General features: G+C 71.4%; 16 protein-coding genes. 9 read left to right on the top strand and 7 right to left on the bottom strand.

Annotation, left to right across the window (positions count from 1 at the left end; all coding sequences use genetic code 11):
- Positions 1-108 precede the first annotated feature (108 nt).
- Together recD2 and ACZ6B1_RS06860 are read left to right on the top strand one after the other, a co-directional pair.
- Complete coding sequence (recD2, locus tag ACZ6B1_RS06865) at positions 109-2,364, top strand: SF1B family DNA helicase RecD2 (protein ID WP_468775631.1); 2,256 nt, start codon at positions 109-111, stop codon at positions 2,362-2,364.
- A 239-nt stretch (positions 2,365-2,603) separates the two neighbouring features.
- Complete coding sequence (locus ACZ6B1_RS06860; RefSeq protein ID WP_199210623.1) at positions 2,604-3,893, top strand: citrate synthase; 1,290 nt, start codon at positions 2,604-2,606, stop codon at positions 3,891-3,893.
- Between the two features lie 628 nt (positions 3,894-4,521).
- Here the strand turns inward: ACZ6B1_RS06860 and ACZ6B1_RS06855 are convergent.
- The 4 genes from ACZ6B1_RS06855 to ACZ6B1_RS06840 all read right to left on the bottom strand — a co-directional run bounded on the left by ACZ6B1_RS06855 (position 4,522) and on the right by ACZ6B1_RS06840 (position 8,896).
- Complete coding sequence (locus tag ACZ6B1_RS06855) at positions 4,522-6,822, bottom strand: heavy metal translocating P-type ATPase (RefSeq protein ID WP_468775629.1); 2,301 nt, start codon at positions 6,820-6,822, stop codon at positions 4,522-4,524.
- 85 nt (positions 6,823-6,907) lie between these two features.
- Entirely contained in the window at positions 6,908-7,147 is a 240-nt protein-coding gene (locus ACZ6B1_RS06850) for a heavy-metal-associated domain-containing protein (RefSeq protein WP_468775627.1), read from the bottom strand.
- Between the two features lie 75 nt (positions 7,148-7,222).
- The gene (locus tag ACZ6B1_RS06845; RefSeq protein WP_468775625.1) at positions 7,223-8,170 is read right to left on the bottom strand and encodes a PrsW family intramembrane metalloprotease; all 948 of its coding nucleotides are present in this window, start codon (positions 8,168-8,170) and stop codon (positions 7,223-7,225) included.
- An 87-nt stretch (positions 8,171-8,257) separates the two neighbouring features.
- On the bottom strand, positions 8,258-8,896 hold the full coding sequence (locus tag ACZ6B1_RS06840) for a TetR/AcrR family transcriptional regulator (RefSeq protein WP_468775623.1): 639 nt from the start codon (positions 8,894-8,896) through the stop codon (positions 8,258-8,260).
- A 160-nt stretch (positions 8,897-9,056) separates the two neighbouring features.
- Between ACZ6B1_RS06840 and ACZ6B1_RS06835 the strand changes: the two genes are divergently transcribed.
- Both ACZ6B1_RS06835 and ACZ6B1_RS06830 read left to right on the top strand, forming a co-directional pair.
- On the top strand, positions 9,057-11,288 hold the full coding sequence (locus ACZ6B1_RS06835; protein WP_468775621.1) for an MMPL family transporter: 2,232 nt from the start codon (positions 9,057-9,059) through the stop codon (positions 11,286-11,288).
- Positions 11,289-11,337: 49 nt separating this feature from the next.
- The gene (locus ACZ6B1_RS06830; protein ID WP_468775619.1) at positions 11,338-12,381 is read left to right on the top strand and encodes a zinc-dependent alcohol dehydrogenase family protein; all 1,044 of its coding nucleotides are present in this window, start codon (positions 11,338-11,340) and stop codon (positions 12,379-12,381) included.
- Here ACZ6B1_RS06830 and ACZ6B1_RS06825 read toward each other — a convergent pair.
- The 3 genes from ACZ6B1_RS06825 to ACZ6B1_RS06815 form a co-directional block, all read right to left on the bottom strand.
- Positions 12,362-12,925 carry a GNAT family N-acetyltransferase gene (locus ACZ6B1_RS06825; RefSeq protein ID WP_468775617.1) on the bottom strand — a complete coding sequence of 188 codons (564 nt, stop codon included), beginning with the start codon at positions 12,923-12,925 and terminating at the stop codon, positions 12,362-12,364. The genes ACZ6B1_RS06830 and ACZ6B1_RS06825 overlap by 20 nt on opposite strands.
- Positions 12,926-12,975: 50 nt before the next feature.
- Positions 12,976-13,176, bottom strand: a complete 201-nt coding sequence (locus tag ACZ6B1_RS06820; RefSeq protein ID WP_468775616.1) for a helix-turn-helix transcriptional regulator — start codon at positions 13,174-13,176, stop codon at positions 12,976-12,978.
- Positions 13,177-13,444: 268 nt separating this feature from the next.
- Positions 13,445-14,359 carry a sugar phosphate isomerase/epimerase family protein gene (locus ACZ6B1_RS06815; protein WP_468775614.1) on the bottom strand — a complete coding sequence of 305 codons (915 nt, stop codon included), beginning with the start codon at positions 14,357-14,359 and terminating at the stop codon, positions 13,445-13,447.
- Between the two features lie 145 nt (positions 14,360-14,504).
- On the opposite strand from ACZ6B1_RS06815, the gene iolC reads away from it, so the two are divergent.
- The 5 genes from iolC to mmsA are packed head-to-tail and all read left to right on the top strand — an operon-like array spanning position 14,505 to position 20,639.
- Positions 14,505-15,470: a 5-dehydro-2-deoxygluconokinase gene (iolC, locus tag ACZ6B1_RS06810; RefSeq protein ID WP_468775612.1), complete on the top strand. Its 966-nt coding sequence runs from the start codon at positions 14,505-14,507 to the stop codon at positions 15,468-15,470.
- Positions 15,471-15,520: 50 nt separating this feature from the next.
- Positions 15,521-16,414: a Cgl0159 family (beta/alpha)8-fold protein gene (locus ACZ6B1_RS06805; RefSeq protein WP_468776052.1), complete on the top strand. Its 894-nt coding sequence runs from the start codon at positions 15,521-15,523 to the stop codon at positions 16,412-16,414.
- 8 nt (positions 16,415-16,422) lie between these two features.
- The gene (iolB, locus tag ACZ6B1_RS06800) at positions 16,423-17,247 is read left to right on the top strand and encodes a 5-deoxy-glucuronate isomerase (protein ID WP_468775610.1); all 825 of its coding nucleotides are present in this window, start codon (positions 16,423-16,425) and stop codon (positions 17,245-17,247) included.
- Entirely contained in the window at positions 17,244-19,121 is a 1,878-nt protein-coding gene (gene iolD / locus ACZ6B1_RS06795) for a 3D-(3,5/4)-trihydroxycyclohexane-1,2-dione acylhydrolase (decyclizing) (protein WP_468775608.1), read from the top strand. The genes iolB and iolD overlap by 4 nt, the downstream gene beginning before the upstream one ends.
- A gap of 15 nt (positions 19,122-19,136) precedes the next feature.
- Positions 19,137-20,639 carry a CoA-acylating methylmalonate-semialdehyde dehydrogenase gene (gene mmsA, locus ACZ6B1_RS06790; RefSeq protein WP_468775606.1) on the top strand — a complete coding sequence of 501 codons (1,503 nt, stop codon included), beginning with the start codon at positions 19,137-19,139 and terminating at the stop codon, positions 20,637-20,639.
- The last annotated feature ends 290 nt before the right edge of the window (positions 20,640-20,929 follow it).

The raw sequence follows: 20,929 nt of genomic DNA, 5'->3' as shown, positions 1-20,929 counted from the left end.
CATCGACATGCACGAAGGATTGGAATCGATTACACGGGCGCAGATCAACCCCTCGACGGGTTCCTGAGACCGGATCGTGATGTCAGACCCGGCCGGTACCTTCGGGTCATGGCTCAACAGGCGGGGAACCCCACGGGCGAACGGCGGCTCGCCGTGCTCGAAGGCGTGCTGGAGCGGATCACCTACGCCAACGAGGAGAACGGCTACACCGTCGCCCGCGTCGACACCGGCCGGGGCGGCGGGGATCTCCTGACGGTGGTCGGCGCGCTGCTCGGCGCCCAGGTCGGCGAGTCGCTGCGGATGGAGGGCCGCTGGGGCTCGCACCCGCAGTACGGCAAGCAGTTCGTCTGCGAGAACTTCACGACCGTCCTGCCCGCCACCGTCCAGGGCATCCGCCGCTACCTGGGATCCGGGCTCGTCAAGGGCATCGGCCCGGTCTTCGCCGACCGCATCACCCAGCACTTCGGCCTGGAGACCCTCGCGGTCATCGAGGAGGAGCCGAAGCGGCTGATCGAGGTCCCCGGCCTCGGCCCCAAGAGGACGAAGAAGATCGCCGACGCCTGGGAGGAGCAGAAGGCGATCAAGGAGGTCATGCTCTTCCTCCAGACCGTCGAGGTGTCGACGTCCATCGCCGTGCGGATCTACAAGAAGTACGGCGACGCGTCCATCTCGGTCGTCAAGAATCAGCCCTACCGGCTGGCCGCCGACGTCTGGGGCATCGGTTTCCTCACCGCCGACCGGATCGCCCGGTCCGTCGGCATCCCGCACGACAGCCCGGAGCGCGTGAAGGCGGGCCTGCAGTACGCGCTGTCGCAGTCCGCCGACCAGGGCCACTGCTTCCTGCCGGAGGAGCGGCTGATCGCGGACGCGGTGAAGCTGCTCCAGGTCGACACCGGCCTGGTCATCGAGTGTCTCGCCGAACTGGCCGGGCCACCCGAGGAGGGCGAGGACCCGGGGGTCGTACGGGAGAAGGTGCCCGGCCCGGACGGCGACGCGGAGCCCGTGACCGCCGTCTACCTGGTGCCCTTCCACCGGGCCGAACTCTCCCTCTCCGCCCAGCTTCTGCGGCTGCTGCGCACCCCGGAGGACCGTATGCCCGCCTTCCGTGACGTGGCCTGGGACAAGGCGCTCGGCTGGCTCAGGAGCCGTACCGGCGCCGAGCTCGCCCCCGAGCAGGAGGCCGCCGTACGGCTCGCGCTGACCGAGAAGGTCGCCGTGCTCACCGGCGGTCCCGGCTGCGGCAAGTCCTTCACGGTCCGCTCGATCGTGGAGCTGGCCCGCGCCAAGCGCGCCAAGGTGCTGCTCGCCGCGCCCACCGGCCGGGCCGCCAAACGGCTGGCCGAGCTGACCGGCGCCGAGGCCTCCACGGTCCACCGGCTGCTGGAGCTCAGGCCCGGCGGCGACGCGGCCTACGACCGGGACCGCCCGCTGGACGCCGATCTGGTGGTCGTGGACGAGGCCTCGATGCTGGACCTGCTGCTCGCCAACAAGCTGGTCAAGGCAGTGCCGCCGGGGGCCCACCTGCTCTTCGTCGGCGACGTCGACCAGTTGCCCAGCGTCGGCGCGGGCGAGGTGCTGCGCGATCTGCTCGCCGAGGGCGCCCCGGTTCCCGCGGTGCGGCTCACCCGGGTCTTCCGGCAGGCCCAGCAGTCCGGCGTCGTCACCAACGCGCACCGCATCAACGCCGGGCAGCACCCGCTCACCGACGGGCTGAAGGACTTCTTCCTCTTCGTCGAGGACGACACCGAGGAGGCCGGCCGCCTCACCGTCGACGTCGCCGCCCGCCGGATTCCGGCCCGGTTCGGCCTGGACCCGCGCCGGGACGTGCAGGTGCTCGCCCCGATGCACCGCGGCCCGGCCGGCGCCGGCACCCTCAACGGGCTGCTCCAGCAGGCCATCACACCGGGCCGGCCCGAACTGCCCGAGAAGCGGTTCGGCGGCCGGGTCTTCCGTGTCGGCGACAAGGTCACCCAGATCCGCAACAATTACGAGAAGGGGGAGAACGGTGTCTTCAACGGCACCGTGGGCGTGGTCACCTCGCTCGACCCGGTCGACCAGCGTCTGACGGTGCTGACGGACGAGGACGAGGAGGTTCCGTACGACTTCGACGAACTGGACGAACTGGCCCACGCGTACGCGGTGACCATCCACCGGTCGCAGGGCAGCGAGTATCCCGCCGTGGTGATCCCCGTCACCACCGGCGCGTGGATGATGCTCCAGCGGAACCTGCTGTACACGGCGGTGACACGGGCGAAACGGCTGGTGGTACTCGTCGGTTCACGCAAGGCGATCGGTCAGGCGGTGCGCACGGTGTCGGCGGGCCGGCGCTGCACGGCTCTCGACTTTCGGCTCCGCGGTTCCTGAACGCCCCTGACCAGCGGCTCCGATCCGCGTCCCAAAAAATGATCGATCAAATGAGTCGTGAAGGTCACAGAGCACTTCCGGTTACCGGTCGAAGCGGGCAGGATGAGCAGGTTGGCGGCACTGAGTGCCGTCGATAGGCCCAATGGTCGACCCCGAGTGCACTCTCCTGAGCCAAATGGGGGATGGTAGAGACAGTCAGGGCACCTCGAAGATGAGGCACTACGTCGGTGAGGGAAGACGTGAGCGACAACTCTGTAGTACTGCGGTACGGCGACGGCGAGTACACCTACCCGGTGGTCGACAGCACCGTCGGTGACAAGGGCTTCGACATCGGGAAGCTCCGCGCCCAGACCGGTCTGGTGACTCTGGACAGCGGTTACGGCAACACGGCCGCCTATAAATCCGCCATCACCTACCTCGACGGTGAGGCGGGCATCCTCCGCTACCGCGGCTACCCCATCGAGCAGTTGGCCGAGCGCTCCACTTTCCTGGAGGTGGCCTACCTGCTGATCAACGGTGAGCTGCCGACCGTCGACGAGCTGACCACGTTCAAGGGCGACATCACGCGGCACACCCTGCTGCACGAGGACGTCAAGAACTTCTACAAGGGCTTCCCGCGCGACGCCCACCCGATGGCGATGCTGTCCTCGGTCGTCTCGGCGCTGTCCACCTTCTACCAGGACAGCCACAACCCGTTCGACGAGAAGCAGCGCAACCTCTCCACGATCCGCCTGCTCGCGAAGCTCCCGACCATCGCGGCGTACGCGTACAAGAAGTCGATCGGTCACCCGTTCGTCTACCCGCGCAACGACCTCGGCTACGTCGAGAACTTCCTGCGCATGACGTTCTCGGTCCCCGCGCAGGAGTACGAGCTCGACCCGGTCGTCGTCTCCGCGCTGGACAAGTTGCTGATCCTGCACGCGGACCACGAGCAGAACTGTTCGACGTCCACGGTCCGCCTGGTGGGCTCGTCGCAGGCGAACATGTTCGCGTCGATCTCGGCCGGCATCAACGCCCTGTGGGGCCCGCTGCACGGCGGCGCCAACCAGTCCGTCCTGGAGATGCTCGAGGGCATCCAGGCCAACGGCGGCGACGTCGACTCCTTCATCCGCAAGGTGAAGAACAAGGAGGACGGCGTCCGCCTGATGGGCTTCGGCCACCGGGTGTACAAGTCCTTCGACCCGCGCGCGAAGATCATCAAGGCCGCCGCGCACGATGTGCTCTCCGCCCTCGGCAAGTCCGACGAGCTGCTGGACATCGCGCTGAAGCTGGAGGAGCACGCGCTCTCCGACGACTACTTCGTCTCGCGCAACCTCTACCCGAACGTCGACTTCTACACCGGTCTGATCTACCGGGCCATGGGCTTCCCGACCGAGATGTTCACGGTCCTGTTCGCCCTCGGCCGTCTGCCGGGCTGGATCGCCCAGTGGCACGAGATGATCAAGGAGCCCGGCTCCCGCATCGGCCGCCCGCGCCAGATCTACACGGGCGTGGTGGAGCGCGACTTCGTTCCGGTCGAGGAGCGCTGAGCACCTGCCGGTCGAGGGGTGCCGATCCGGTGCCCCGCCCGCCGCACAGGGTCCGCCGTCATGGGCGGGCCCTGAACCGACGGTGAAGAGCGAAAACGGAAGGCGCCCTGACGCCGGTCCCCCCACGGGCCGACGACCAGGGCGCCTTCCCATGTCCCGGTGCGGATTCCCCCCACGGGATCCGGCCGGGCGCTCGGAGAGGACAGCGCCTGAAATCGCTGTCTGAACACGACGGGCCGAACCCGTCGTGCTCCAGTGACGCGGTGCGATCTGCCGGGACAACGCACGCTGGGAGGGCCGCTCAAAGCTCCCCGGTGTACGTGCCCCGGCAACGCATCTCTGAGGAAGTCCCCCAAGACATCCCCAGATGCCAGTCAGCGCCCCCCAAGACGCTGGTCTGACATCGCCAACTTAGACCTTCGAACCCCTTCGATGGTTACGTTCGCGTCACTGTGATCTGCGTCTCTTGCATTTGTCCTTTAGGTGCGCAAGAGCCCCGATACGGCGATCGGGACTCAAGCGTAAGGATGATGCGCGAGCCTTGTGAAGAGCTTATGTGAGGCTCGCGCCCGACTCCAGGGGGACTGCCACTTCAACTGTGGCTAACCGGCGGTAACCCCGGGTGGGTTCAGTGGAAGCCGCGCAGCCGCAGGCTGTTGGTCACCACGAACACCGAGGAGAAGGCCATCGCGGCGCCCGCGATCATCGGGTTCAGCAGACCTGCGGCGGCCAGCGGCAGCGCGGCCACGTTGTAGCCGAAGGCCCACACCAGGTTGCCCTTGATGGTGGTGAGGGTGCGCCTGGAGAGCCGGATCGCGTCCGCGGCCACCCGCAGGTCGCCGCGGACCAGGGTCAGGTCGCCGGCCTCGATCGCCGCGTCCGTGCCCGTGCCCATCGCCAGCCCCAGGTCGGCGGTGGCGAGCGCGGCCGCGTCGTTGACGCCGTCGCCGACCATGGCCACGGTCCGGCCCTCGCCCTGCAGCCGCCGTACGACGTCCACCTTGTCCTCGGGGAGCACCTCGGCGATCACCTCGTCGATGCCGACCGTCCGGGCGACCGACTCGGCGACCCTCCGGTTGTCACCGGTGAGCAGCACCGGCGTGAGTCCGAGCGCGCGCAGCTCGCGCACCGCCTCGGCGCTGGTCTCCTTCACCGCGTCGGCGACGGCGAGCACTCCGCGGGCCCGGCCGTCCCATCCGACGGTGACGGCCGTGCGCCCGTCCCGCTCGGCCGCCTCCCGGGCGCGTGCCAGCTCCTCGGGCAGCTCGTCGAACAGCCGCCCCACGGCCACCTCACGGCCCGCCACGCGCCCGCGTACGCCCCGTCCGGGGACGTTCTCGAAGTGCTCGACGGCCGGCATCTCCCACCCGTCCACCGCCGCCCTCGCCGGAGAGCGCTGCGCGCTCGCCCCTTGCAGGCGCTCCTCGGCGCCTTCGGCGATCGCCCGGGCGACGGGGTGCTCGGAGGCGTGCTCCAGGGCGCCCGCGAGCCGCAGCAGCTCCTTCTCGTCCTCACCGTCGGCGGCGTACACCTCCTGGAGCGTCATCCGTCCGGTGGTGACCGTGCCGGTCTTGTCCAGGACGACCGTGTCGACGCGGCGCGTGGACTCCAGCACCTCGGGGCCCTTGATCAGGATGCCGAGCTGGGCGCCGCGGCCGGTGCCGACCATCAGCGCGGTCGGGGTGGCGAGGCCCAGCGCGCAGGGGCAGGCGATGATCAGAACGGCGACGGCGGCGGTGAACGCGGCGACGGTGTCCCCGGTGACGCCCAGCCAGGCACCGAAGGTGCCGAGCGCGATGAGGATGACCACCGGGACGAAGACGGCGGAGATCCGGTCGGCCAGGCGCTGCACCTCGGCCTTGCCGTTCTGTGCGTCCTCCACCAGCTTCGCCATCCGGGCGAGCTGGGTGTCGGCGCCGACCCGGGTCGCCTCGACCACCAGCCGGCCGCCCGCGTTGACGGTGGCGCCGGTGACCCGGTCGCCGGGTCCGACGTCCACCGGCACCGATTCGCCGGTCAGCATGGACGCGTCCACGGCGGAGATGCCCTCGGTGACCGTGCCGTCGGTGGCGATCTTCTCACCGGGCCGGACGACGAACCGGTCGCCGACGGCCAGGGAGGGCACCGGAACCCGTACCTCGCGCCCGTCGCGCAGCACGGCCACGTCCTTGGCGCCCAGTTCCATCAGCGCCTTCAGGGCGGCCCCCGCGCGCCGCTTGGAGCGGGCCTCCAGATAGCGGCCGAGCAGGATCAGCGCCACGACCCCGGAGGCGACTTCCAGGTAGATGGTGGAGGCGCCGTCCATGCGCGAGACGGTGAACCGGAACTCGTCGTGCATGCCGGTCATGCCCGCGTCGCCGAGGAAGAGGGCCCACAGCGACCAGCCGAAGGCGGCCAGGGTGCCGACCGAGACGAGCGTGTCCATGGTCGCGGCGCCGTGCCGGAGGTTGGTCCAGGCGGCCCGGTGGAACGGCGCTCCGCCCCAGACCACGACCGGCGCGGCGAGGGTGAGCGAGAGCCACTGCCAGTTGTCGAACTGCAGGGCGGGGACCATCGCGAGCAGGACGACCGGGGCGGCGAGCAGCGCGGAGACCAGCAGGCGGTGCCGCAGGGCGCCGAGTTCCGGGTCCTGGCCGGTGGGCCCGGGGGTCTCGTCGGTCCCGGGTTCGGGCTCCGGCGGCGCGGGTTCCTCGGCGGTGTAGCCGGTCTTCACCACGGTCGCGATCAGGTCGGGGACCCGGACCCCTCCGGCGTAACTGATCTTCGCCTTCTCGGTCGCGAAGTTCACGGTGGCGCTCACGCCGTCCATGCGGTTGAGCTTCTTCTCCACCCGCGCGGCGCAGGAGGCGCAGGTCATCCCGCCGATGAGCAGCTCGACCTCGGAGGTGTCGCCTATCGCGCTCGCCGGTTTGGCGGTGGTGCTGGTCATGTCCGGACTCCAGACATCGGACCGGGCCGTACGGATCCAGTATCAGCTGGTCGGGACGGCCCGGTCGGGGAAGGGAGGGTGTTTCTCAGGCCTGACCGGCGAGCTCGAACCCGGCCTCGTCCACGGCGGCACGGACGGCCTCGTCGTCGAGCGGGGCCGCGGAGACGACGGTCACCTCGCCGGTGGACGCGACGGCCTTCACCGAGCTGACGCCCGGGATCTGGGAGATCTCGCCGGAGACGGATCCCTCGCAGTGGCCACAGCTCATGCCGGTCACCTTGTAGACGGTGGTGACGGAGCCCGGAGTGTCGGTCTGCGCGGTCATGTCGTTACTCCTCGTCGAAGCAGGTGGGGCCGGTGGGGCTCACGGTGGGACCCCCACGCTCGCCACACTATACCCCTAGGGGGTATTTCTCCAAGCCTCTCCGGGGGTCAGCGACCACACCCAGGCGACGCCGAGCAGGGCCACGAGTACCAGGCCGCCCGCCGAGAGCAACGTGAACAGGTGCTCCTGTCCCGCGCCGGTCCGCGGGAGGTACGGCTGCCCGAACGGCCCCGGTACGGCTTCGGTGCCGTACACCCGTGTCACCAGCCGGCCGGCGAGACCGCGCGTGGCGTCCCACGCAGCGTGCAGCACACAGACGCCCAGCCAGGTGCCCACCACCGGCGCGGCGAGGCGGAAGTGCCCGTTCGGGCGCCGCTGGGACAGCAGAGCGGCGCCCGCGATCGCGGTCCACAGCCCGTGCCCGAGCGGGGCGAGGAGCTCACGCGGGAACTCCGTCTCCAGCACCACCCGCAGATCGGCGGCGTCGGAGAGGAGCACCGCGTCGAAGGCGTAGGCGCAGCTCTCCACCGCCGCGAAACCGAGGCCGACGGCCGCACCGAGCACCAGTCCGGCCCGCGCCCCGCGGAGGCCCGGCTGCCGGCGCAGCGCGAACACCAGCGCGCCGAGCTTCGCCGCCTCCTCGGCCAGCGCGACACCGGTGAACCGTCCCAGGGAGGGGTGGAGCAGATGCGACTCCATCAGCATGGCGCCGGGCATCCCGAGCGCGCCGCCGGCCAGGAAGCAGCCGAGGACCGCGCTGACGCCCAGATCCCGGCCGTGCCGCTCGTACGCCCACAGGACGAAGACGAGGGGGACCAGGAAGCCGCCGAGCAGGACGAGCGCGGGCAGCGGCGCGATGCCGCGCGTCGTGTACGTCACCGCCGCGGTCAGCGCCCACAGGGCGAGCCCGCCCTTCAGGCAGCGCCGCCACAGGCCCGCGCCGATGCGCGGGAACGGCGGTGGCGGCTGCTGCGGGCCGGGGATGCGGGCCCGGGGCCTGCCGGGCGGCGGGGAGTGGGTCACGTGGGTCCCCCTCGGACTGCTGCGAGGCGATTTATCCGCACCCTATGCAGGTGCGCGTTTTGTCGCAGTCCGGGTGGCCCTGTGGGGTCAGGTGCGGCCGAGCCGGTCGCCCACCAGGGGTTCGAGGTAGCGGAGGAGCACGTTCTTGATCTCCTGGACGTAGGCGGCGCGCTCGGCTCCCTCGTGGGCCAGGACCAGCTCCAGGCCGGCCTTGTAGATGCCGAGGCAGACGTGTGCCGTGCGGGTGAGGTCGGCCGGCGGGGCCTCGGGCAGCAGTGAGGCGAGCAGGCCCTCGACGCGGCCGATCAGGGTCGCGTGCAGCTGGTCGTGCGCCTCCGTGATCCCGCCGGGCAGGTCGGGGCCGTGCATCAGCGCGAAGAACACCGGGTGCTCGGTGTTGAAGGCCATGAACCGGTCGACCGCCGAGCCGATGGCCTCCTCCAGCGGGGTGGCGGGGTCGATCGGGGCCAGCGCCTCGCCGTAGGTCTCCCGCATCTCGTGCATCAGACGGTCGCCCAGCTCGATCGCGATCGCTTCCTTGTTCGGGAAGAACTGGTAGAGCGTGCCCGGGGAGACGCCCGCCTCGCGGGCGATGGCGTTGGTGCTGGCGGCGGTGTAGCCGGTGGTGCAGAAGACCTGGGCGGCGGCCTGGAGGAGCTGGGCGATGCGGCGTTCGCCGCGTGCCTGACGGCGGCGCGGCTGCTCGTTCTCCGAGGTGTCGGACACGCGTTATCCCCAGCCCTTCGAAGGCGATTGACAAACGCGAGTGGTCGCTCGCATTCTTGTGAAACGCGAGCGATCTCTCGTGTTTGCCAGTTTATGGCAATGACAGACCCATGCCGCCTGCCTGCACGGACATGGGCCACGGTGAAGGGGACACCGCACGATGACCGAAGTCAACAAGGCGCCGCGCGACGGGGACGGACCTCCCCGGCCCGGCGGCTGGACGCGTTTCGTCACCGCTCGCCCGCGCCTGTCGCTGCTGGTGGCCCTGGTGCTGACCGCGCTCGCCGTGCTGGCCGGCAGCGGGGTCGCGGACCGTCTGGGCAGCGGCGGCTGGGAGGACCCGGCCGCCGAGTCGACCTACGCGACCAAGGCGCTCGAGCGGGAGTTCCCCGACTCCCAGCCCAATCTGCTGCTCCTGGTCGACGCCGGCCGCGTCTCCGTCGACGATCCGGCGGTCGCCGCCGAGGCCCGCGGCCTGGCCGACCGGCTGGCCGGGGAGCGCGGCGTGACCGGCGTCGGCTCCTACTGGCAGGCCGGCCCCTCGGCGGCGCCCGGCCTGCGCGCCGAGGACGGCCACGAGGCGCTGATCGCCGCCCGCATCACCGGCGACGAGAACGCCATGGGCCGCACGCTGGACCGCATAGCGCCCCACTACAGGGGCGCGCACGGCCCGGTGCGGGTGAAGGTCGGCGGCATCGTCGCCGTCCGGCACGAGATGCAGACCATCATCAAGGAGGACCTGACCCGGGCCGAGATGATCGCCCTGCCCATCACACTGGTGCTCCTGGTGATGGTCTTCGGCAGCGCCGTCGCGGCCCTGCTGCCCCTGTGCATCGGCATCGTGGCGATCCTCGGCACGAACGCGGTGCTGCGCGGCCTGACCACCTTCACCGACGTCTCGGTCTTCGCGCTCAACCTCACCACGGCCCTCGGCCTCGGCCTGGCCATCGACTACGCCCTGTTCATCGTCCGCCGCTACAGGGAGGAACTGTCAGGCGGGGCCGACCCCTTGACGGCGGTCGGCACGACACTGCGCACGGCCGGCCGCACGGTGCTGTTCTCCGCCCTCACGGTCGCGGTCTCCCTGGCCGCCATGATGCTCTTCCCGCAGTACTTCCTGCGGTCCTTCGCCTACGCCGGCATCGCCGTGGTTCTCCTGGCCGCCGCTGCCGCCCTGATCCTGCTCCCGGCGGCCCTGGTCCTGCTCGGTCACCGGGTCAACTCCCTCGATCTGCGGCGTCTGTTCCGCCGCGGCCGGGAGAGCGCCGGCTCCGGCACCCAGGCGGCCGGCAGCACCGGATGGACGCGCACCGCCACGCTGGTGATGCGGCGAGCCCCGCTCTTCGCGCTCGGCACCAGCGCCCTGCTCGTCGTCCTCGGACTGCCCTTCCTCGGCGTGAGGTTCGGCACCGCCGACGACCGCCAACTGCCCTCGGGCGCCGAGTCCCACGTGGTGCAGCAGCACCTGCGCGACGGCTTCCCGGCCACCCCCGGCGGCGGCCTCGAGATCCTCGCCGAGGGCGGCGCCACCAAGGCCCAGTACGCCGCCTACAAGCAGCGGGTGGCGGCCCTGCCCGAGGTCGTCCGGGTCGACGGCCCCCTGATCAAGGGCGACACGGGCTACTTCACCGTCCAGCCGAAGGGCGAGGCCGTCGACACCGCGGCCCAGCGTCTCGTCGGCGACCTGCGCTCGCTGAGGGCCCCCTTCGACACCGAGGTGACCGGCACGGCCGCCGTCCTCGTCGACTCCAAGCACGCGATAGGTGAACGCCTGCCCTGGGCGGGAGCGTTCATCGCGGTCGTCACCCTGCTGCTGGTCTTCCTGCTCACCGGGAGCGTGCTGATACCCCTGCAGGCAGTGGTGCTCAACGCGCTCAGCCTGACGGCGATGTTCGGCGCGGTGGTCTGGGTCTTCCAGGACGGCCATCTGTCCGGGGCGCTCGGCTTCACCAGCCCGGGCTCCATCGAGACCACCCTGCCCGTCCTGATGTTCTGCGTGGCCTTCGGACTCTCCATGGACTACGGCGTGTTCCTGCTCTCCCGCATCAAGGAGGAGTACGACCGCACCGGCGACCACAACGAGGCGGTCCGCCACGGGCTGCAGCGCACCGGCGGGCTGATCACCGCGGCGGCCGTCATCCTCGCGGTGGTGATGGTCGCCATCGGCACCTCCCGGGTGACCAACACCAAGATGCTGGGCCTCGGTATCGCGCTCGCGGTCCTGATGGACGCGATGGTCGTCCGCAGCCTCCTGGTCCCGGCGATCATGCGGCTCACCGGCCGCGCCACCTGGTGGGCCCCCGCCCCGCTGCGCCGCTTCCACCGGCGGTTCGGGCTCAGCGAGGGCGAGGCGCCCGCGCCCGCGCCGGAGAAGGAGACGGCGGGGGTGTGACCCGGCGGCGGGGTGTGGAGCGGCGGCGCCGCGTGCGAAGGTGGGCCGCATGAGAGCGGTGGTGTTCGAGAAGTACGGGGAGCCGGCCGAGGTTCGGGAGGTGCCGGACCCGGAGCCGGCCGAGCACGGGGTCGTGGTGCGGGTCGAGGCGACGGGGCTGTGCCGCAGCGACTGGCACGGCTGGATGGGCCACGACCCGGACATCACCCTGCCGCACGTCCCCGGGCACGAACTCGCCGGAGTCGTCGAGGCGGTGGGCGCCCGCGTGACCGGTTGGCGGCCCGGCGACCGGGTCACCGTGCCCTTCGTCTGCGCCTGCGGAAGCTGCGCGTCCTGCGCGGCCGGCGACCAGCAGGTGTGCGAGCGCCAGACGCAGCCCGGCTTCCACCACTGGGGATCCTTCGCCCAGTACGTGGCTCTCGACCACGCCGACGTGAACCTGGTCGCGATCCCGGACTCGATGGCGTACGGCACGGCCGCCGCCCTCGGCTGCCGCTTCGCCACCGCGTTCCGCGCGGTGGTGCGGCAGGGCCGGCTGGCGGCGGGGGAGTGGGTCGCGGTGCACGGCTGCGGCGGCGTCGGACTGTCGGCGGTGATGATCGCGGCCGCCGCGGGGGCCCGGGTGGTCGCGGTGGACGTCTCGCCCCGGGCGCTCGAACTGGCCCGGACGTTCGGCGCGGCCGGGACGGTGGACGCCGCCGCCGTACCGGACACGGCGGCGGCCGTACGGGAGCTGACCGGCGGGGGTGCCCATCTCTCACTGGACGCCCTCGGCTCACCCGCCACCTGCGCGGCTTCCGTCGGCTCACTGCGCCGGCGCGGCCGGCACGTCCAGGTGGGCCTGCTGCCCTCGGCGGACGGCACCACCCCGGTACCGCTGGCCCGCGCCATCGCCCTGGAACTGGAGATCCTCGGCAGTCACGGCATGGCCGCCCATGCCTATCCAGGGATGCTGGAGCTGGTCGGCTCCGGGGCGCTGCGCCCGGACCTGCTGGTGACGCGGACGATCCCGCTGGACGAGGCCCCGGCCGCCCTCGCCGCCATGGCGACGGTACCGGGGGCGGGCGTGACCGTCATCGAGCCGTGGCGCTGAGCGCGGCCCACTCACGGTCCAGGATCGCCATGATCACCTCGTCGGCCCACTCGCCGTCGCGCACCTGCACCTCCCGCCGTACGCCCTCGACCGTGAAGCCGGCCTTCTCGTAGACGCGCAGGGCCCGGTGGTTGTAGGCCCAGGCGGCCAGTTCGATGCGGTGCAGACCGAGCGACTCGAAGCCGTGGGCGACGATCAGCCGGGTCGCCTCGGTGCCGATGCCGCGGCCGCGGCCCCGGGGGCCGATGAGGGTGCGGAAGGTGCAGCTCCGGGCGGCCGCGTCGTACTCGTACAGCACGACCTCGCCCAGGACCTCACCGGTCCGCGGATCGGTGACGGCCAGGTCGAGGCGGTCGGGGGCGGTGGCCCGGGAGCCGTACCAGGTGCGCAGCCGCTCCGGGGTCGGTTCCGTGGACGGCTCGAAGGTGAAGCGGACGACCTCGGGGTCGGCGATGATCTCCCCCATGACGTCGGCGTCGGCCTCGGTGAACGGCCGCAGAACGGTCCTGGGGCCGGTCAGAACGGGTTTGACGGAGAAGCTCATGGGGCGACTGTGCCCCACGCGACGGGTGGGGCACAGGTGATTTTCGGCGCTCAGTCCGCTCTTCGGCCCCGGTTTCGCGGCCGGGAGGCGACCCAGGCGCGGACGGTGTCGGCGTACCAGTAGGGCTTGCCGGCCTCCACGTGGTCCGGCGGCGGCAGCAGGCCGTGCTTGCGGTAGGACCGCACGGTGTCCGGCTGCACCCTGATGTGTGCCGCGATCTCCTTGTAGGACCAGAGCCTTCGGTCGGTCATGCGTCGTACCTCCCCGCGCACGCCGCGGCGCGGCCGGGGGACGGCCGTCGGGGGAGCCGGGCGGTGCGCTGGTGATCACCAAGCCTGTGCCCGGTGAACGACGCCCGGGGGCGGCGGGCAAGCGGCTGTTGACCGGGTGTGACCGAGAACCCGCGTAGGCGCGACATCTGTGACAGGAAGGGGGAGTTTGTGACGCGGCCGCAGCAAAGTGGCGCCTGATGCGGCCGGGTTGGGGCGGCGAGGGGCGCGCGGGGCGGGGAGCGGGGACTCAGGCTCCGCAGGACCTCAGGAACGCCCGGGTGCGCCGGGCGATCGGCAGCGGCTTGTCCGGGTCGCACGGGTACATGTCCTGCTCGACGATCGCGAACAGGTCGGTGTCCAGCCGCGCGGCGGCCTCCAGTACCGGACCCAGTGCGGGCACCCCGGACGGTGGTTCGCACATCACCCCCTGGGCGACCGCGGGGCCGAACGGTGTCCCCTTGGCCCGCACGTCGGCAAGGATCTGCGGGTCCACCTGCTTCAGATGCAGATAGCCGATCCGCTCGCCGTAGGTCTCGATCAGCTTGACGCTGTCGCCGCCGCAGTACGCGTAGTGCCCGGTGTCCAGGCACAGCGACACCAGATCCGGGTCGGTGCCGTCGAGGAACCGGGTGACGTTCTCCTCCGTGTCGATGTGCGTGTCGGCGTGCGGGTGGACCACGGCCGTGAGGCCGTACCGCTCGCGCACCTCGCGCCCCAGCCGTTCGGTCAGCGAGGTCAGGTCGCGCCACTGCCCGGCGGTCAGCGTGTCGGACTCCAGCACCTCGCCCGTCCGGTCGTCCCGCCAGAAGGACGGGATGACGACCAGGTGGCGGGCGCCCATGGCCCGGGTCAGGGCGGCGATGCCGGAGACGTGCTCCCAGGTCTTCTCCCATACGGCGGCGCCGTGGTGCAGGCCGGTGAAGACCGTGCCGGCCGAGACCTTCAGGCCACGGCGGCCGGTCTCCTCGGCGAGCACCGCCGGGTCGGTCGGCAGATAGCCGTAGGGGCCCAGTTCGATCCACTCGTAGCCCGAGCCGGCGACCTCGTCGAGGAACCGCTGCCAGGGCACCTGGCGCGGGTCGTCCGGGAACCACACACCCCAGGAGTCGGGCGCCGAACCGATCCGGATGCGGGAAAGTGAGGAGGGTGACAAGGACGTCATGGCCGCCAGCGTGCGGGCGCCCGGAAAGCGGTGTCAAGCTGTCGTCCGAATGTCCGGACAAAAGATTGACAGGGTTCGTCTGACAGGACTAGAAAGCCCGGGAGGAGATACGCGGGGTGAACCGGACAGCGTGGAAGGGAAGCCGATGGCGTACGACCTGATCACCATGGGGCGGATCGGAGTGGACCTCTACCCGCTGCAGACCGGCGTCCCGCTCGCCCAGGTGTCGGCCTTCGGCAAGTTCCTCGGCGGATCGGCGACCAACGTCGCGGTCGCCGCCGCCCGGCTGGGCCGCCGCACGGCCGTGATCACCCGCACCGGCGACGACCCGTTCGGCACCTATCTGCACGAGGCCCTGCGCGGCTTCGGCGTCGACGACCGCTGGGTCACCCCGGTCCCCGGACTCGCCACGCCTGTCACCTTCTGCGAGGTCTTCCCGCCGGACGACTTCCCCCTCTACTTCTACCGCCGCCCCAAGGCGCCCGACCTGGAGATCCACGCCGCCGACCTGGACCTGGACGCCATCGCCGACGCCCGCGTCTTCTGGGTCACCGGCACCGGCCTGAGCGAGGAGCCGAGCCGCACGGCGACCCTCACCGCCCTCGCCCACCGGGCCCGGTCCGGTACGACGGTCTTCGACCTCGACTGGCGCCCCGTTCTCTGGAACAGCACGGCCCGGACCGACCCCGACGAGGCCCGGCCCTTCTACGCCGAGGCGCTGCGGCACACCACGGTCGCCGTCGGCAACCTGGACGAGGTCGAGATCGCGACCGGCGTCCGCGAACCCCACGGGGCGGCCCGCGCCCTGCTGGCCGCCGGGGCCGAGATCGCCGTGGTCAAACAGGGGCCGAAGGGCGTCCTCGCGGTCAACCGGGCCGGCGAGTGCGCCGAGGTCCCGCCCCTCCCGGTCACCGTCCTCAACGGACTCGGCGCCGGTGACGCCTTCGGCGGCTCCCTCTGCCACGGCCTGCTGGCGGGCTGGGACCTGGAGACGACCATGCGGCACGCCAACGCGGCCGGCGCCATCGTCGCCTCCCGCCTCGAGTGCTCCTCCGCCATGCCGACGCCCGACGAGGTGGCCGCCGCGCTCGAGGCCGGAGCGGTGCTGTGAGGGCCGGTCGCGTGGCGGGGACGCACACCGAGGGCGGGTCGGGCACCCGGCTGCCGCCCGTCGACGTCCCCGAACTGGTCCGCGTGCGCACCCACCACCCCGAGGCCATCGCCGAGGCCGCCGCCCGCCGCGTCCGGCGCCCGCTGCTGAGCACGAGCGGCCGCCTGATGATCGTCGCCGCCGACCATCCGGCCCGTGGCGCGCTCGGTGTCGGCGACCGCGCTCTCGCCATGGCCAACCGCGCCGACCTGCTCCGGCGACTGTGCCTCGCGCTGTCCAGGCCCGGCGTCGACGGCGTCCTCGCGACCGCCGACATCCTGGACGACCTGCTGCTGCTCGGCGCCCTCGACCACAAGGTCGTCCTCGGCTCCATGAACCGGGGCGGACTGCAGGGCGCCGCCTTCGAACTGGACGACCGCTTCACCGGCCACCGCCCCGAGGACATCCAGCGTCGCAACTTCGACGCGGGCAAACTGCTGCTGCGCATCGACTACGCCGACCCCGGCTCCCTGACCACCCTGGAGTCCGCCGCCCGCGTCATCGACGACATGGCCGCCCGCCGGCTGCCGGTCTTCGTGGAGCCGTTCATCACCGGCCGCACCCCCGACGGGCGGCTGGTCAACGACCTGTCGGCCGACGCCGTCACCAGGTCCGTCGCCATCGCCTCCGGCCTCGGCGGCTCCTCGGCCTACACCTGGCTGAAGGTGCCGGTCACCGAGAACCCCGACGACATGGCACGGGTCATGGAGACCTCGACCCTGCCGGCGGTACTTCTCGGCGGTGACGTCGGCGACTCCCCCGGCGAGCAGGTCGCCGCCTACGAGAAGTGGCGCGGCGCGCTCCAACTCCCCACCGTGTGTGGCCTGGTGGTGGGCCGTTCGCTGCTCTATCCGGCGGACGGCGACGTGGCCGCCGCCGTGGACACCGCCACCGGACTGCTGTGAGGGGCCGCATGACCAGCACCGAGCTGCACCTGCCCCGGGGAACCACCGCGAACGGCGGGTACACCGTCGACATCGGCCCCGAGCGCGCCGGATGGGACTACAGCGGCCTGCGCGTCGTGGAGTTGACACCCGGCGGCAGCCATACGTTCACCACCGGGGGCAGTGAATGGATCGTGCTTCCGTTGCAAGGCGGATGTACGGTGCGAATCGAGGAAAACGAGTTCCAACTCCTGGGGCGGGAGAGCGTGTTCACCGGGGTCTCCGACTTCGTGTACGCACCCCGCGACGCCCGGGTCCAGATCGCCTCCGGCGCGGGAGGCCGCTTCGCCCTGGCAGGAGCGAAGTGCGAGCGACGACTCCCCGCCCGCTACGGCCCCGCGCCGGAGGTCCCCGTCGAACACCGCGGCAGCGGCACCTGTGCCCGCCAGGTGCGCAACTTCGCGGCGGCCGACACCTTCGACTGCGACCGGCTGATCGCCGTGGAGGTCGTCACCCCCGGCGGCAACTGGTCCTCGTACCCGTCGCACAAGCACGACGAGCACCTGCCGGGCGAGGAGTCCCGGCTGGAGGAGATCTACTACTTCGAGATCGACGGCCCGAACGGGTTCGGCTACCAGCGCGTATTCCCCTCCCGAGAGGGCGGCTCCGACGTCCTCGCCGAGGTCCGCTCCGGCGACGCCGTCCTCGTCCCCGACGGATGGCACGGCCCGTCGATCGCCCAGCCCGGCCACGACATGTACTACCTCAACGTCATGGCGGGACCCGGCGAGGAGCGTGAGTGGCGGATCCGCTTCCACCCCGACCAAGCAGAGAGCACAGGGGGCTACCGATGACGATCCGGCTGACCGTCGCCCAGGCACTCGTCCGCTTCCTCGCCGCCCAGCACACCGAACGCGACGGCGAGCGGCGGCGGCTGATCGGCGCCACCTGGGGCATCTTCGGGCACGGCAACGTCGCCGGGCTCGGCCAGGCGCTGGTCGAGTACCGCGAGGTCATGCCGTACCACCAGGGCCGCAACGAGCAGGCCATGGTGCACGCGGCGGTCGGCTACGCCCGCCAGTCCAACCGCCTGTCCACCCACGCCGTCACGACCTCCATCGGCCCCGGTGCCACCAACCTGGTCACCGGCGCCGCCCTCGCCACCGTCAACCACCTCCCGGTGCTGCTCCTCCCCGGTGACGTCTTCGCCGCCCGTCCCGCCGACCCCGTCCTGCAGCAGCTCGAGGTGCCGTACGCGGGCGACGTCTCGGTCAACGACACCCTGCGCCCGGTGTCGCGGTACTTCGACCGGATCACCCGGCCCGAGCAGCTCGTCCCGGCCGCGCTGCAGGCCATGCGGGTCCTCACCGACCCGGTGGAGACCGGCGCGGTCACCCTCGCCCTGCCGCAGGACGTGCAGGCCGAGGCGTACGACTGGCCCGAGGAGTTCTTCGCCGAGCGCGTGTGGGTGGTACGGCGTCCCGGCGCGGACCCGACCGAGCTGGCCGAGGCGGTCCAGGCCGTCCGCCGGGCGCGCAGGCCGCTGGTCGTCGCGGGCGGCGGCGTCCACCACAGCCGCGCCGAGGAGACCCTCGCGGAGTTCGCGGCGGCCACCCGCATACCGGTCGCCTCCACCCAGGCAGGCAAGGGCTCCCTGCGTCACGACCACCCGCAGGACGTCGGCGGTGTCGGCCACACCGGCACCGCCACCGCCGACGAACTGGCCCGCACCGCGGACCTCGTCATCGGCGTCGGCACCCGCTACACCGACTTCACCACCGCCTCCGGCACCCTCTTCGAGAACCCGGACGTCCGCTTCCTGAACCTCAACATCGCGCCCTTCGACGGCCACAAGCTCGCCGGGCTCCCGCTGGTCGCGGACGCCCGCAGCGGCCTGGCCGAACTGACCGAGGCGCTGGTGATGCACGGCCACCGGGTCGCCGGCTCCTACGTCACCGAGTACACCGAGGACAAGGAGCGCTGGGAGCAGCGCGTGGACGCCTGCTTCGAGGCCGACGAGCCCGACGTACGGCCGACCCAGCCGCAGGTCATCGGCGTCCTCGACGCCCTCGCCGACGAGTCCGACATCATCGTGAACGCGGCCGGCTCGCTCCCCGGCGACCTGCACAAGTTGTGGCGGACCAGGGCCCACGACCAGTACCACCTGGAGTACGGCTACTCCTGCATGGGCTACGAGATCCCGGCCGCGATCGGCGTCAAGCTCGCCGCGCCCGGGCGGAACGTGTGGGCGCTGGTCGGCGACGGCACGTATCTGATGATGCCGACGGAGATCGTGACCGCCGTCCAGGAGGGCGTCGCGATCAAGGTCCTGCTGGTGCAGAACCACGGGTACGCCTCGATCGGGGGCCTGTCGGAGTCGGTGGGCGGCGAGCGGTTCGGCACCGCCTACCGCCACCGCGCGGCCGACGGCACCTTCACCGGCGCCCCGCTGCCCGTCGACCTCGCCGCAAACGCGGCCAGCCTCGGCATGCGGGTGCTGCGCGCGCGGACGGTCCAGGACCTGCGGGCGGCGCTCGCCGAGGCCCGCGCGGCCGACACTCCCACATGTGTCTACGTGGAGACCGAAACGTCCGACACTGTGTCGGGCGCGCCTCCCGCGCAGGCCTGGTGGGATGTTCCTGTGGCCGAGACCGCGACCCGATCGTCCGCGGTCAAGGCACGTGAGCTGTACGAACGGCACGTCTCGACCCGACGCCGCCATCTGTAGAAGGAGTCTTAGGGCATGACGAAGATCGTCAACCACTGGATCGGCGGCAAGACCGCCGAAGGCGCGTCGGGTACGTACGGGCCGGTCACGGACCCGGCGACCGGCGCGGTCACCACCAAGGTCGCCTTCGCGTCGGTCGAGGAGGTGGACGCGGCGGTCGCCGCCGCCAAGGACGCCTACGCGACCTGGGGCCAGTCCTCGCTGGCCCAGCGGACCAACATCCTCTTCAAGTTCCGCGCGCTGCTCGACGCGCACCGGGACGAGATCGCCGAGCTGATCACCGCCGAGCACGGCAAGGTGCACTCGGATGCCCTCGGCGAGGTGGCGCGCGGCCTGGAGATCGTCGACCTGGCGTGCGGCATCAGCGTGCAGCTCAAGGGCGAGCTGTCCACGCAGGTGGCGAGCCGGGTTGACGTGTCGTCGATCCGGCAGCCGCTGGGTGTCGTCGCGGGCATCACCCCCTTCAACTTCCCGGCGATGGTCCCGATGTGGATGTTCCCGATCGCCATCGCCTGCGGCAACACGTTCGTGCTGAAGCCGAGCGAGAAGGACCCGTCGGCGGCGGTGAGGCTCGCCGAGCTGCTCGCCGAGGCCGGACTGCCCGACGGCGTCTTCAACGTCGTGCACGGTGACAAGGTGGCCGTGGACCGGCTGCTGGAGCACCCGGACGTCAAGGCCGTCTCCTTCGTCGGCTCGACCCCGATCGCCCGCTACATCCACACCACCGCCTCCGCGGCCGGCAAGCGGGTGCAGGCCCTCGGCGGCGCCAAGAACCACATGCTGGTCCTGCCGGACGCCGACCTGGACGCGGCGGCCGACGCGGCGGTCTCGGCGGCCTACGGCTCGGCCGGTGAGCGCTGCATGGCGATCTCCGCGGTCGTGGCGGTCGGCGCGATCGGCGACGAACTGGTGGAGAAGATCCGCGAGCGGGCCGAGAAGATCAAGATCGGCCCCGGCAACGACCCGGTGTCCGAGATGGGCCCGCTGATCACCGCCGCCCACCGCGACAAGGTCGCCTCCTACGTGAAGGGCGCCGCGGACGAGGGCTGCGAGGTGGTGCTGGACGGCACCGGCCACACCGTGGAGGGCTTCGAGGACGGTCACTGGATCGGCATCTCGCTGCTCGACAGGGTCCCGACCACCGCCAAGGCCTACCGGGACGAGATCTTCGGCCCGGTGCTGTGCGTGCTGCGCGCCGAGACGTACGAGGAGGGCGTGGCCCTCATCAACGCCTCGCCGTTCGGCAACGGCACCGCGATCTTCACCCGGGACGGCGGCGCGGCCCGCCGCTTCCAGCTCGAGATCGAGGCCGGCATGGTCGGCGTCAACGTCCCGATCCCGGTCCCCGTCGGCTACCACTCCTTCGGCGGCTGGAAGGACTCGCTCTTCGGCGACCACCACATCTACGGCAACGACGGCACGCACTTCTACACCCGCGGCAAGGTCGTCACCACCCGCTGGCCGGACCCGGCGGACGCCCCCGCGGGCGTCGACCTGGGCTTCCCGCGCAACCACTGAGAACGCCCCGTCGGGCCGTCCGGATACCGGACGGCCCGACATTTTTTTGTCGTGGCGCCTTCGGTTCCCGTTTTCGCGGATGAAACGGGCAAGCCATGAGGGATCCGCCACTTACCTTCGAAAGCAAGGTCACAAATCACTTCGGCTTACTGAATGAACTGCTGAGTGATCGATGCCTGCGAAAGTGATGTGAACTGTGTCGCTTCACGGGTGCGGAATCCGAAGGTGAACCCCCATTGACGTGGCGGTTTTCGAAGGGGTTCTCTAAGCAGCGCCGGGAGCGGACGAGA

It is taken from the genome of Streptomyces sp. NPDC041129 (genome assembly GCF_055592265.1).
The sequence above is the reverse complement of the archived record's forward strand: the minus strand, read 5'-3'. Positions and strand labels throughout refer to the sequence as shown.